Raw genomic sequence first — 12,831 nt, 5'->3', positions numbered from 1 at the left:
AACATAATGGTTTTCCAAGACAAGCGTATCGTCGTGACCGGTGTTGCATCCGGCGTTGGACAGGCCACGGCCAAAGCGCTGCAGGAAGCTGGCGCTCATGTGATCGGAATGGATGTGAAACCCGCTATCGAATACTGCGATCAATTCGTCCTGTGCGATCTTTCGAACCAAGCCTCGATTGATTCAGCGGTGGACGAGATCAAGCAGCCAATCGACGGTCTTGCCAATATTGCCGGCGTACCTGGAAATCTGCCTGCTGACTTGGTGTTCAAGGTCAATTTCCTCGGTATGCGGCACTTGACCAATCAGCTCCTTCCCAAGCTGACTGATCGAGCAGCGGTCGTGAACATAGCGTCAACTGCCGCGACCAGTTGGCGCAAGCGCAAAGATCTGAGTGAGAGCCTGCTCACCATCAGCGATTGGAACTCCTGCTTAGGAGAGTTTGAGAAGCTGGCGATGTCAGGCCCAGCCACTTACGACTTCACGAAGGAGTTAGTTGTCCTCTACACGATGCTGGCATCCAGCAAAGAACGCCATCGTGGAGTGCGAGTCAACTCGCTCAGCCCAGGAGCAGTCCACACGCCATTGCTGCAAATTTTCTATGACACCATGGGTGACGAGCTTTTAAAGAGTCTGAAAGCCCAAGCGGGTGGCCGCGATGCATACGCTGATGAAATTGCCGATGCGATTCTTCTGATGCTTGACCCCAAGGGCTACTGGATCAATGGCACAGACCTAATTGTAGATGGCGGTGCGGAGGTGTTGATGAACCTGGAACACCTCGCCACTCCTCCTCTTGCGATTCCCTGAGTGGCCCACGCTTAAGAGCAGTATTAAACGTTACCGGTTGAGAGGTGATTGTGATTCACCTTGAGACCGGCAATCCGTTTTAGGTAGTGCGTTTGCCCCACTCAGCGTGGGGCTTTTTTATGATTTCAGCCGCCCCAATGCTGCCGAGACAAGCCAACGCGCTTTTTTTTCAGGGAAGCGCTCGGGGTCGAGCAAAAACGAAACCAGCAACCCGTCAGTGATAGCTACGATAAGATCTATCTCGTCATCAATGTCGCCCTCGACACTGAACTCACCGCTAGCAATTCCCTCACTGATAAACCCACAGAGCTGGGTTCTCAGGTTCTCGTAAACCTCATGGAATTTTTGCCGTAAACGCTCGTTCTGCCTCGCAGCCGCCCAGAAAGAAACCGAGATCACCGAATCATGTTCATCACTGGGCTGAGGCGTCAGCTCCTCAATGACCACACGAACTTTTTCGCGCGCTTGGGTACAGCGTAGGGCTCTGGTTTCAATTCTAAAAAACGCCTGTTTCGAAATCTCATCAAACGCAAAATCGATCAGCGCTTCCTTGCTATCAAAGTAGTGCGCAAGCGTTCCGCTACTAAAGCCCCCCTCACGCGCGATCCCTCGAATGGTGACATTGGCCAGCCCTTCTTTGGATATAGATCGGATAACCGCTTTGGTAATTTCGGCACGTCTTGATTCATGATCTACGATTTTCGGCATTCTTAGCTCGTTAGAAGTAATGCAGGACGATCAGAGGAACACTCGGCGTAAAGCCTCACTCTGCGGAACGTTTTTAACACGACAAGTGTACCAAAAAAGCAATATTCCTACGCCGCTCGACACGAGCTCGAAATCCTTCAAAAAAAAGCCAGGCTAAGTGCCTGGCGAAGAGGTAAACATTGTACTGGCGAAGCCCTGGTATGCTCCGTTGCCAACGTGGACTACCCTAAAACTCTAATTCCTCAGAACGGGAAACCTAGGCGCTTAACAAACCCAAGCCAAAGCTTGCGCCATCCTCCCTTCTCATCCACTCCAGCAAGAGCAGCGAAGGTGATTTTGGCGCCAATCCAGCGGAATGGTTCCGGTGGAATGTACCCTGATGGCTTTTGAGCAATGTCCAACTTCAGCTCTGGTAAGTCGGCACCTGTCAGCAACCCCAAGCCCGTCACTGCACCATATCGGCTTCCTGCGACCCCGAAGCCGGTGTAGCCACCTGCGTACACCGCTTTGCCAGAAAAATATTGTCTGAAGAACACGGAGAAGCGCATTGAGTAGTCGATCGGCCCGCCCCAGAGGTGCGAGATTTGCACATCCTGCAATTGAGGGAACGTATTGAAGAACGCTGCTGCAAGACCGTGGTACGTCTCCACCTGCGAGTCTTCTACCGGGTCGAAATTCCCGCCAAAGTGATAGGTCACGCTTCCGCCGAAGATGATCCTGTTGTCAGCAGTGAGACGCATGTAATTGAGCTGCGTGCGTGTGTCGTAAATCCCCTGCCGGTTTTCCCATCCAATGCGCTTCATCTGCTCGTCGGTGAGCGGCTCAGTCGCAAGTACATGGTCGCGCACTGCAATGATTCGACGCTTGATGTCGCTCTGTCCTGCGTGCCATGCATTCGTCGCAAGGAAGACCTTGGCGGCATCAATTTGACCGGTGTGAGTTGCCACCACCATGCGGTCACCGTTCTCGGAAAGATCGGTCATCTTCGAATGTTCGAAAATTTTCACGCCCAATAGAAGCGCTGCTGCCTTGAGCCCCCAAGCCAACTTTGCCGGATGGACAATGCCGCTTCGGTTGCTCGACCACATCGCCCCTTGGAATAGTGGAGATTTTAGTTGACCCTGTACGCCAGCCTTGTCTAGCCATTGCACGGTGTGCCCATAACGCTCGTGAAGCTCCAACTCCTCTTTGAGTTCTGGGATATGAGCGTCATCAACCGCCACGGTCATCTCGCCAGTCCACTCGATGTCAGCGTCAATACCGTAGCGTTCGAGAGTTACTTTGAAATCATCGAGGTTCTTCTGGCCCAGCCGCTCCAGGGTCTCGATATCATCAGGAAAGACCCGAGCTTCGTTGGCGAGGCCATGCATGATGGAGGTTGAGATAATGCCGCCAGGTCGACCAGAGGCGCCATAAGCAACCTTTCCAGCTTCCAGCAAGATGACATTCCAGGAAGGGTTCTCTTCCTTCGCCACGATTGCCGCCCAAAGACCAGTGAAGCCTCCTCCAACAATCACGAGATCGGCTACCGCTTTTCCTTCGAAAGCCGGCTCTGCATTCGGCGCGGTAGGGCTGTCCAGCCAAAATGGCATGAACTTCGCGTTTTTCAACGCGCTTTCAATTACATCTTTCATCGCTAATGTCACTCAAGAGTCATTCTGAATTTAAGCTGCAACTGCCGACCGCTTGGAGCTCTTGATCAGCAAAATGATCAAACAAGGAACAAAACACAGCCCTTGAGCCAGCAAGCCAAAGTTACTGAGCGGAGTGAAATCATCAACGACATTCAGCGTTATGGCTGCGACGAGCGGGCCTATGACCATTCCGAGTGAGTCGGCGCCGCTGACCGCAGCGGTGGTACGACCAGTAGGATCCAAATAAGCTGCAAACATCCGCACATAAGCAAGCAAAAACACATACGCGAAAGACATGATCATAACCACAGCAGAAAAGACTAACCACGATCCGGAACTGCTGTAATAAAACGCGGCGCCGGCGGATATCAAACAGGCAGCCATGATTGGGATCACACTTTTTGTTCTTGCATATATGAAATTGGCTACAAACGGAACCAACAATGTTGGAACAGACGACATGACGCCTAAATTTCCTATGTCGACCATCGTCATGCCAACTGTTCTGCCCACCTGCTCGAAGTACAACCAAAGAGTATTTGAACCAGAGCTCGCTAATAACGCAACGGCAAATAGCGAAACACTTCTGACGTTGATTACCTGCCACACTGAAACGCTAGAGACCATATGTTTCAGCTTATTCTTCGGCATGTAGATCGCGAGAGGAATACACAGAACTGTTACGACTACCATGAACCAAAATACAGATGCATAGCCAAGGTGGGGCTCAAGCGCTGGAATAACCAAAAAGGAAACCAGTGAGAGAGCCGCAACGACACCAGACGCATAAGCCAGTAACTTGGATCCTCCTATCATCTGTGCCAGGCAAGCAAAGCCAATGCCCATGCATAGACCCTCACCTAGACCAACAAACGCCCTCGAGGCAAATAGAGTTGCGACATCTGAAGAGTAAATAGTAGCTATCTGCCCAATAGCCGCCACTACTAACCCGACCATAACCGTCAGCCTAGGTGGCAAATAACGCAACACAAGAGAAACAAAGAGTGAGGCGATAGCGATCATCCCGATTTCGGCGGTTGTCGCGTACGTCGCCGTGGATGAGTCCAGCTGCTGCTGTTCTATTACGGCACTGAAAATGAATGGCATTACCATAATCGGCAAGCTTGCGATACAGGGCACGGACAAGGCCGCAAGCTTCTGGGGAAGGCTGGCCTTGAACAGGCCTTCTGAGGATTCTGACATTTTGCACCTCTTTTTTTGTAGTAATAAGAGAGTGAATGGCAGTGTCAAACATTCTAGCGGGGCGCGTAAGCGTTCACGACTATTATTGTATGCACGCAACTCATTAGTACATCGGCGGAGGACAAGCAATATGAAATTTTACTCATATCGCGAACCGCCCGCAGAAACGGCTTTTTCGATTGTGCAGCACGACAGCCACCACACATATGGCATGCATGGCCAATAGCGGGACAGATTGGCCAATCGAAACGACGCCCTCCCCAAACAATTCGGGTTCAGTTTAAGCGCGGAGGGTGTATGCACGCGCAACCCGGCAGGCTGGCCGCCCCGCATTTACGACGGTTGCGGGTAACTCAGCGCCTTACTCTTTATGCCGAAGCCCCCCTTCCGCCACCAGACTATTGGCCAAAAACGACCGCTACTGACCGGTTCGGATATTTTTTGACAATCCGTGGTGTGACACGATTGCCAAAGAGCTATCGCTAAGTTTGTAGGCTGCCAAATCAATTTAGCTGCGAACAAATCCAGTAAACAATCACATCAATAATTCACGTTATCCGATGATCAATTACAATAGGAGATATTCACCGTGAATAATATTAGTGCCGATCATTTAGCACTCTGGCCTGAGGACGGCAAAGCACTTCCTGGTCACTTTTATGTGAACGAACAGTTCTACGAACTTGAGCGTAAGGGACTGTTTAATGACGATTGGTTCTTCGTGGCTCCCGTCGGTGAAGTCGGTAATCCAGGTGATTACTCGTCCATCGATATCGCGGGCGAACCCCTGCTTGTGACACACGCTAAAGATGGTGTAATTCGCGTGCTATCACGCGTGTGCCGCCACCGCCATTTGAATGTGATCGAAGGTAGCGGGAACAAGAATTCCTTTACCTGCCCCTATCACTCTTGGACTTACAAATCTGACGGTGTGCTCATCGGCGCACCGTTGATGGATCAGACTCCTTCTTTTGACAAGAAGACGTGCCGCCTTCCTTCAATTAAGACCGAAATCTGGAATGGCCTGATTTTCTGCACATTCGCGGCAGATCCACAACCGCTGGTGGAACAGCTCAAAAAGTTGGGCCAGCGACTCGAACCATATCGTCTAGGGGAATGGGAGTCAGAGCTCGTTTTCAGCGAAACCATCGAATGCAATTGGAAAGTGGTTGTAGAAAACGCATCCGAGAGCTACCACCACCTAGGGGCGCACAAAGACTCCCTCGAAGCCTTCACCCCAGCAAAAAATGTTCGAATGGGTGAAACAGGTTCTCGGTTCTCCACTCACCACTTGTGGCCAGTGAACTTGGAACCAGGCGCCGAGCTTAGCGGAACCCGAGAAACAGGCATTTTGCGAATTCCAGAGACCGAAGCCGCTGTTGGAGGGACGACTACCATTTTCCCCAACATGATCATCGCCGTCAGTGGTGAGGGAGCTTTGCTGGCAGGTGTCTTCCCCCAAGCGCACGACAAGACCGTATTCCGGCTTTGGACTCTACGACACCCCTCCATGCCCGTTGAACGTTACAAGCAACGCGCAGGGGAGCTTTCAGCTCGAGAGTTCCTCGAAAAATTTAACGGAGAAGATCTGGTAATCGTTCAAGGGCTGCAGAAGTCCCTCAAATCCCGATTCGCTGATGGGGGGCCTCTCCATGCTACTGAAGTGGGCCTGACTGCACTCTACGACTTCATCAAAGGCCGTGTGTTTTAAGCCCTAGGTCTGAAGCTGCCGGTATGTTGATAGCTCAGCGTCCGGATATACGTCAGCCCGACGTCTCGCCCCTTCATGGTTACCACGGGACGAGAGTTGGGCCCATCTACTGCCAAGTGACTTAACGACTCAATCGAAGATCTTGGCATGCGTTAGTCATTACAGAGCATAACCATGGCAGATCAAACCACCTCTCCACGCCCGCTTGACGGCATTACGGTTGTCAGTTTTGAGCACGCCATTGCCGCGCCTTTTTGCACCCGACAGCTTGCTGACTTAGGCGCTCGCGTCATCAAAATAGAGCGGCCTGAAGTCGGAGATTTTGCAAGGGCGTACGACACTCGAGCCAACGGCCTTTCCTCGCACTTCGTCTGGACAAACCGATCCAAAGAGAGCCTCGCGCTCGATGCAAAAAAGCCTGGCGCTGATGCAATAGTGGAGAGCCTGCTGGCAAAAGCTGATGTGCTGGTTCAGAACTTGGCGCCAGGCGCCGCAGCGCGCATGGGACTGTCATTTGAAGCGCTCCATGAGCGCTTCCCCAGACTGATTGTGTGCGACATCTCTGGATACGGGGAAGGCGGCCCCTATGAGCAGAAGAAGGCATACGATCTGCTGATTCAAAGCGAAGGCGGTTTCCTGTCTGTAACAGGTGGCGCCGGCGAGGATGAACTTGCCAAAGCCGGGTGCTCCATCGCTGATATCGCTGCGGGCATGTATGCCTACACAGGTGTCCTGTCAGCCCTTCACCTGCGGAATAAAACTGGCCTGGGAAGTCGCGTTGACGTGAGCATGCTGGAGAGCCTGGTCGAATGGATGGGATATCCACTGTACTACTCGTACAACAACGCCCCTCCTCCACCTCGAGCTGGTGCCTCCCATTCGACCATCTATCCATACGGCCCCTTTCCCGCCAGCCCTGGCGAGACAGTCATGCTGGGTTTGCAGAACGAGCGCGAGTGGTCTCTTTTTTGCGAAAAAGTGCTGATGAAGCCTGAGCTGATCCAGGACAACCGCTTTAACTCTAACGCCAATCGGTCAACAAACCGTGATGCACTCCGCGACATCATTATTGAGAAGTTCGCTGAGCTGGGAACTGAGGTGGTTATCACCCGGCTAGATGGAGCATCCATCGCCAACGCCAACGTAAATACCATGCATCAGGTGTGGGATCACCCTCAGCTTCGAGCGCGAGAACGTTGGGTAGAGGTTGATTCCCCTCAAGGGAAACTTCTTGCTCTTCTCCCGCCTGGCCTCAATCGAGCTTATCAGCCACGCATGGATGCAATCCCAGCGATTGGCCAGCACAGCGAGTCTATCTTGTGCGAACTGGGTTACTCGGCAGAACAGATTTCCGCGCTGAAACAGGTAGGTGCCGTGTGAGTAATCCAAAAATTATTCGTAGCGCGCTGTTCGTACCGGGTAGCCGCCCGGAGCGTTTTGCCAAAGCCATCGCATCCGGTTCGGACGTCGTGATCGTCGACTTCGAGGACGCAGTCGAGGAGAACCTCAAGGAAGAGGCACAGGAAAACCTCGGCGAGTTTCTGGCTCAGAATCCAGATACGTCAGTGGTCGTTCGCATAAACGCAGCTGACCACCGTATGCATCGGCGGGACATCGAGTTCTGCGCTCAGCAGGCTGGTATTTCTGCCGTAGTGTTACCCAAAGCAGAATCGTCAGGCCAAATTCTAGCCGTGGCGGAAACCGGCAAGCCATTGTGGCCATTGATCGAAAGCGCGGAAGGATTAGCCAACATGCGTGATATCTCGAGTGCACTTTCAGTCGAGCGCCTTACCTTCGGCGCTCTCGACCTGGCACTCGACTTAGGCATTCGTGCGTCCAGCAGTGCTGCCTATAGGGTATTTGATCAGGTGCGTTATGAAATTCTAGTCAACAGTTCCATAAACAGATTGGAGAAGCCGCTGGACACTGTTTACCCGAACATTGCCGACGTGGTCGGACTGACGTCATTCGTTCAAGATGCGAGGGATTTGGGATTCTCGGGAATGCTGGCCATCCACCCGAGCCAAGTCGAGGTTATCAACCAAGTCTTTACGCCTTCTGAAGACGAGATCATCTGGGCCAAGCGAGTGATCGAGGCCGCACAAGGTGCGCCGGGAGCATTCCGGTTGGACGGGAAAATGATTGATGCACCCGTGATCGCAGAAGCAACTCGTATCGTGGAGTTCTACGCCTCGTAGTCATTTGATTCGACCACATTACTGCTCCTTGGCCGTATTGGCAGGCGACCGTTTTATTACAACCACGAACAAATACAGACGCCTGCTATTACATGTCATTGCAGCCTCAAAACCTCCAAGGGCTTTGACAGTCTATCCAGCCCTACTGGATCAAGACCTCTAATCGGTCTTGGCAGCGACTCTCGCTGAGCTTGTCCCAATATCTCGGCAGCGCTCGCGATAACCCTTAAGCTGCCGTACTGCTTGAACAATGACCATAGAGGTTCAAGTGGGCTTGATTGTTGAGTTGCCTCAGCGGCGTCTCCAGCTAAGGACGCCTTAGTAAGTGCCAGGCACGTGCGAGGGAACGGGGCACCGATGACGAAGTACCAAACCTCGCACCCTGCGTTAAGGCCTGTAGCTGCACCAGCGTCATTACAGCTAAGCATCGAAAAAAGCTGAATTGAAAACTAAGCCCTTTTTCAGGGCTCAGTTCGCTCTAATCACAGATCAACCAATTTCCGTCGCATGATTTTTCCACTGCTAGTCTTTGGAAGATCGTTCACAAATTGAACCGCTCGTGGAACCTTGTAGGCGGCAAGACGAGATCGACAAAAATCGATAATCTCCTCCGCACTCAGAGCCGCCCCCGTGCGCCGAACAATGTAGGCCTTTGCCAACTCTCCTTTTAGATCATCATTAATCCCACCAACAGCCACCATGGATACGGATGGATGTTCGGCGATGACTCGCTCTAGCTCTGCCGGGTAGATGTTGAATCCCGCCGTGATGATCATGTCTTTCAGGCGATCCACGATGGAGACAAAGTTATCATCATCAATCCGGGCTAGGTCACCCGTACGCAACCACCCATCATCGGTCATTGCTTCCGAGGTAGCGTCTTGCCTACCCCAGTATCCCTTCATAACAATGGCCCCACCAATCTGCAGCTCCCCAATTTCCCCTGCAGGCATGACTCTGCTCGGTTCATCAGGGCTGGCTACGCGCATGCTCACATGTGGCAACGAAGTACCGATAGATCCCAAACGACTGGGGCCGTACACGGAATGCGTAGCACCCAATCCGCCAATCTCTGTCATCCCCCAAAGCTCAAGCAAACGGCAGCCAAATATTTCCTCGGCTAAACGCATCTTCGCTTCCGGCATTGTCTGCCCGCCCACAGTGCATCGAGTAAGCGATGAGAAATCGAAACTGCGGATTTCAGGATGGTCGAGCAAATAGGCGTACATAGTGGGTACGCCTTCAAAAATTGTTGCGCGGTTGACCTGGATGCTGAAAAGGACTTGTGTAGCGTCGAAGGTTTTATGCAGCACCAATGTCATGCCATAGGCAATTGCGGCATTCATAACAATATTGCCGTACACATGAGATAGCGGCAGTGCACTTACAACGACATCAGACGACGTGCGCATGTGCATCGTTGCTGTCATCGCCGTGTTCATCAGAATCGACTCATGGCTCAATACAGCACCTTTTGGATGCCCGGTCGTACCTGACGTGTAAGCAATGGTAGAAATGCTCTGACGAGTCAACTCAGCGGCGATGGAGAAATTCGCAACGCCGATAGCAGACTCGAGCAGTTCGGAAAAGTTGAGGACTTCAATATCAGTAGATGCACTGAACGCCACCCTGAACCGGAGCTCAGTTTCAGGCAGAAAGTCCTTTAAATTTTCCAACTTATCGGACGCGCCCAGCACTCCCACAGCTTTGCAGTCACCGATGGCGAACGCAGCCTCAGATGCCGTGAGCATCAGGTTAAGTGGGTTCGCCACTGCTCCAGCTTTCATGATGCCGTAGTAGCTGATGATCCACTCTGGGCAGTTAGGTGAGTAGAGAGAAACGACATCTCCACGGCGCACTCCCATTTGCTGTAGCTGCACGGCCAATTGAGTCGACATGCGATCAACATCGTTGAAAGTCCAGGTTTTGGTATCGAAAACCAATGCGGTTTTATCACCAAACGTTCGAGCCGCATTTGAGACCAACGCACCGACGGAGGTTTGCATGTTTTCACCTCTTCTCAAGCGTGCGATTTGCGGAGAACGGTTTGCATGTTGCTGTACTCAGCCAAGCCATGCAGCGAGTTTTCGATGCCCAAACCCGAAGTTTTATGGCCGCCAAACGCGATAGCTGGGGAGAATTGATGCGCGTGATTGATCCAGACAGTACCGGCCTCAATTCGGCGTGCGACTTTCTCCGCCAGGGCCAAATCCTTGCCCCAAACGGAGGCAGCCAAACCAAACTCAGTATCGTTGGCGCGCGCAATGGCTTCGTCGATGTCTTTGTATTTTAGGAGAGGAAGTACCGGCCCGAACGCCTCTTCCACTACGCAACGAGAGTCATCAGGTGGATTGTCGATGATGGATACGGGAATGAAATATCCCAAAGCACTTTCCACGTCCCCACCCAGAAGGAAGTTCAGCCCACGATCTTTGCAGTCTTGCAGGAGGTCTTTGACCTTGTCGTACTGCATCTTGTTCTGCAAAGGCCCCAGGTCGACAGAAGAATCCTTGCCATTACCCATCTTCACTGTTTTGGCATACGCCACAAGCTCACGGGCGACTTCGTCGTAGATCGCTTCATGGATGTACAGTCGCTTGCAAGCAACGCAGAACTGAGCGCTGTTCGCGAACGATGCCCAGAACAGATCCTTGGCAATTGCTTTGGGATCAGCGTCAGGTAAAACGATGGCGGGATCATTTCCGCCAAGCTCCAGAGTAAGCCGCTTCAAATTCACAGAGGCGCTCTGCATGACACGCTTGCCGGTTGATGTTGAACCTGTGAAGGTAATTTTGCCGATGTCAGGGTGTTCCGTCATCCATTGCCCAAGCTCATTACCGCCGGACACGATATTCAAAACGCCTGGTGGGAGAATCTTGTTGGCGAGCTCCCCAAATCGCAGCGTGCATAAAGGTGTGAATGGAGATGGCTTAAGCACCATGGTATTGCCGGCCAGGAGAGCTGGAGCAATTTTCCAGATGGCCAAAAGCAATGGGAAATTCCAAGGTGTGATCCCGCCAACCACGCCAATTGGGGTATAGCGAGTGACTACCTCATCGTCACCATCTTGCTTAACCACCTCATCCTGTAGCGACTGTTTAGCTATTTCGTGGCACCAGTAAATTGCACCACCGATCTCCCATTCGGCGCCAGCTCGAGCCTTCCCTTGCTCTGAGATCAGCAATTCGATAAATTCCTCTTTATGCTGCTCTATCAAATCTCCGAGAGCCCCCACCAACTCCCCGCGTTTTGCAATTAACTTATCACTCCATCCAGGAAATGCATTTTTTGCAGCCTGTACCGCCTCATCGAGTTGAGATTTCGACGCAAGTGGGAATTTCGTGATGGGTTCTTCTGTTGCTGGATTCAGTGCAACTCCCGAAAAATCACCCGCTATAGCCTTACCATTTATCGACAGCTTAAAATCTACCGAAATCATAAACGCGTCCCAGGGCTAAGGCCCGTTATTTTTATTGGAATACTCAGAATTCACGCAATCTAGAGGTAACTTGTCTCAAAACCTTTCAACACATTTACAACATTCAATCCGATATCGCCTACAGCATACCCACCCTCTTGAACAAACAATGTAGGCAGCCCCATGTTCCCGATGGTTTCGCCCATACGGGTAAAATCATCTGATTCTAGAAGAAACTGCGATATAGGATCCTCTTTAAATGTATCCACTCCTAACGACACTACAAGTGCATCCGGCGAATACGCTTTGATTTCTTGAATTGCTTTATTCAAGGCCGAACTCCAGACATCCCAATCGCTACCAGCGGGCAATGGATAATTGGAGTTGAACCCTACACCGCCTCCCTCGCCTCGTTCTTCTAAGCCACCCGTGTAGAATGGGTACTCAAAGGAAGGGTCACCATGAATTGAGATAAACTGCACATCACTCCGCTTGTAAAAAATATCTTGCGTACCATTTCCGTGATGATAATCAACATCTAGGATAGTTACGCGCTTTGCTCCATCATCAAGAAAAGCCTGAGCAGCTATCGCAGCGTTGTTGAAATAACAAAAGCCTGCCAAATAGTCGCGGCCAGCGTGATGGCCTGGTGGACGGCAAAGTGCGAAAGCGGAACGACTGCCATTCTTAACGATTTTTTGAGCAGTTAGTGCTATTTGCGCCGAAGTATAAGCTGCATCCCAACTTCCTGATGTTACTGGCGTCACTGTATCGAAACTGTACCACCCCATTTGAGCAAGGAGATTTCCTGACGCGACGCCAACACTTCGATCCAGATTGATAGGCGAAACTAATGACAGCAAGTCAAAAGTATTCCCCTCAGCAACCCAACGCTCCCAAGCATCTTTTAAGAAAGAAACGTATTTCGGATCCTGAATTTTAAAAATAGGCTCCAAACCAAAGTCTTCTGGGGGTTGCACTTCACCAAGATTGCTCTTCTGCACGCTATCCAATATCTTGTCAGCCCTGGATGGACATTCGAAGCTAGGGTGGAACTGACCATTGATTAGCTCAGATTGTCCGAAATGAGCGCGATGAACATCAGAGTAGATGGTGATCATATTAATCTCTTGTAATTAGGTGAACCGC

The 12,831-nt window shown here is 51.5% G+C and carries 10 protein-coding genes; 4 read left to right on the top strand and 6 right to left on the bottom strand.

Annotation, left to right across the window (positions count from 1 at the left end; all coding sequences use genetic code 11):
* Nucleotides 1-6 precede the first annotated feature (6 nt).
* Entirely contained in the window at nt 7-810 is an 804-nt protein-coding gene (locus ACYZT1_RS07845) for a coniferyl-alcohol dehydrogenase (RefSeq protein ID WP_462018419.1), read from the top strand.
* 117 nt (nt 811-927) lie between these two features.
* On the opposite strand, the gene ACYZT1_RS07840 is transcribed toward ACYZT1_RS07845, so the two are convergent.
* The 3 genes from ACYZT1_RS07840 to ACYZT1_RS07830 all read right to left on the bottom strand — a co-directional run bounded on the left by ACYZT1_RS07840 (nt 928) and on the right by ACYZT1_RS07830 (nt 4,355).
* A complete protein-coding gene (locus ACYZT1_RS07840) occupies nt 928-1,518 on the bottom strand; it encodes a TetR/AcrR family transcriptional regulator (RefSeq protein ID WP_462018418.1) in 591 nt (196 codons plus the stop codon).
* Between the two features lie 242 nt (nt 1,519-1,760).
* Entirely contained in the window at nt 1,761-3,152 is a 1,392-nt protein-coding gene (locus tag ACYZT1_RS07835; RefSeq protein WP_462018417.1) for an NAD(P)/FAD-dependent oxidoreductase, read from the bottom strand.
* Nucleotides 3,153-3,182: 30 nt separating this feature from the next.
* The gene (locus ACYZT1_RS07830) at nt 3,183-4,355 is read right to left on the bottom strand and encodes an MFS transporter (RefSeq protein ID WP_462018416.1); all 1,173 of its coding nucleotides are present in this window, start codon (nt 4,353-4,355) and stop codon (nt 3,183-3,185) included.
* Between the two features lie 589 nt (nt 4,356-4,944).
* Between ACYZT1_RS07830 and ACYZT1_RS07825 the strand changes: the two genes are divergently transcribed.
* From ACYZT1_RS07825 to ACYZT1_RS07815, 3 genes are all read left to right on the top strand, one after another.
* Entirely contained in the window at nt 4,945-6,066 is a 1,122-nt protein-coding gene (locus ACYZT1_RS07825; RefSeq protein WP_462018415.1) for an aromatic ring-hydroxylating oxygenase subunit alpha, read from the top strand.
* A 174-nt stretch (nt 6,067-6,240) separates the two neighbouring features.
* Nucleotides 6,241-7,446: a CaiB/BaiF CoA transferase family protein gene (locus tag ACYZT1_RS07820; RefSeq protein WP_462018414.1), complete on the top strand. Its 1,206-nt coding sequence runs from the start codon at nt 6,241-6,243 to the stop codon at nt 7,444-7,446.
* The gene (locus ACYZT1_RS07815; protein WP_462018413.1) at nt 7,443-8,264 is read left to right on the top strand and encodes an HpcH/HpaI aldolase/citrate lyase family protein; all 822 of its coding nucleotides are present in this window, start codon (nt 7,443-7,445) and stop codon (nt 8,262-8,264) included. The genes ACYZT1_RS07820 and ACYZT1_RS07815 overlap by 4 nt, the downstream gene beginning before the upstream one ends.
* Before the next feature lie 482 nt (nt 8,265-8,746).
* On the opposite strand, the gene ACYZT1_RS07810 is transcribed toward ACYZT1_RS07815, so the two are convergent.
* The 3 genes from ACYZT1_RS07810 to ACYZT1_RS07800 are packed head-to-tail and all read right to left on the bottom strand — an operon-like array spanning nt 8,747 to nt 12,803.
* On the bottom strand, nt 8,747-10,270 hold the full coding sequence (locus ACYZT1_RS07810) for a class I adenylate-forming enzyme family protein (protein WP_462018412.1): 1,524 nt from the start codon (nt 10,268-10,270) through the stop codon (nt 8,747-8,749).
* Between the two features lie 14 nt (nt 10,271-10,284).
* Entirely contained in the window at nt 10,285-11,703 is a 1,419-nt protein-coding gene (locus ACYZT1_RS07805; RefSeq protein WP_462018411.1) for an aldehyde dehydrogenase family protein, read from the bottom strand.
* A gap of 59 nt (nt 11,704-11,762) precedes the next feature.
* Nucleotides 11,763-12,803 carry a histone deacetylase family protein gene (locus tag ACYZT1_RS07800; protein ID WP_462018410.1) on the bottom strand — a complete coding sequence of 347 codons (1,041 nt, stop codon included), beginning with the start codon at nt 12,801-12,803 and terminating at the stop codon, nt 11,763-11,765.
* Between the last annotated feature and the right edge of the window lie 28 nt (nt 12,804-12,831).

The organism is Pseudomonas sp. PB3P13, from assembly GCF_054897735.1.
This window is presented reverse-complemented; position numbering and strand designations above follow the sequence as displayed.

What these genes read in the sequence shown, in the direction of transcription:
- ACYZT1_RS07835 (WP_462018417.1), bottom strand. Translation starts at nt 3,152, where the DNA reads ATGAAAGATGTAATTGAAAGCGCGTTGAAAAACGCGAAGTTCATGCCA.
- ACYZT1_RS07805 (WP_462018411.1), bottom strand. Translation starts at nt 11,703, where the DNA reads ATGATTTCGGTAGATTTTAAGCTGTCGATAAATGGTAAGGCTATAGCG.
- ACYZT1_RS07840 (WP_462018418.1), bottom strand. Translation starts at nt 1,518, where the DNA reads ATGCCGAAAATCGTAGATCATGAATCAAGACGTGCCGAAATTACCAAA.
- ACYZT1_RS07830 (WP_462018416.1), bottom strand. Translation starts at nt 4,355, where the DNA reads ATGTCAGAATCCTCAGAAGGCCTGTTCAAGGCCAGCCTTCCCCAGAAG.
- ACYZT1_RS07820 (WP_462018414.1), top strand. Translation starts at nt 6,241, where the DNA reads ATGGCAGATCAAACCACCTCTCCACGCCCGCTTGACGGCATTACGGTT.
- ACYZT1_RS07800 (WP_462018410.1), bottom strand. Translation starts at nt 12,803, where the DNA reads ATGATCACCATCTACTCTGATGTTCATCGCGCTCATTTCGGACAATCT.
- ACYZT1_RS07810 (WP_462018412.1), bottom strand. Translation starts at nt 10,270, where the DNA reads ATGCAAACCTCCGTCGGTGCGTTGGTCTCAAATGCGGCTCGAACGTTT.
- ACYZT1_RS07845 (WP_462018419.1), top strand. Translation starts at nt 7, where the DNA reads ATGGTTTTCCAAGACAAGCGTATCGTCGTGACCGGTGTTGCATCCGGC.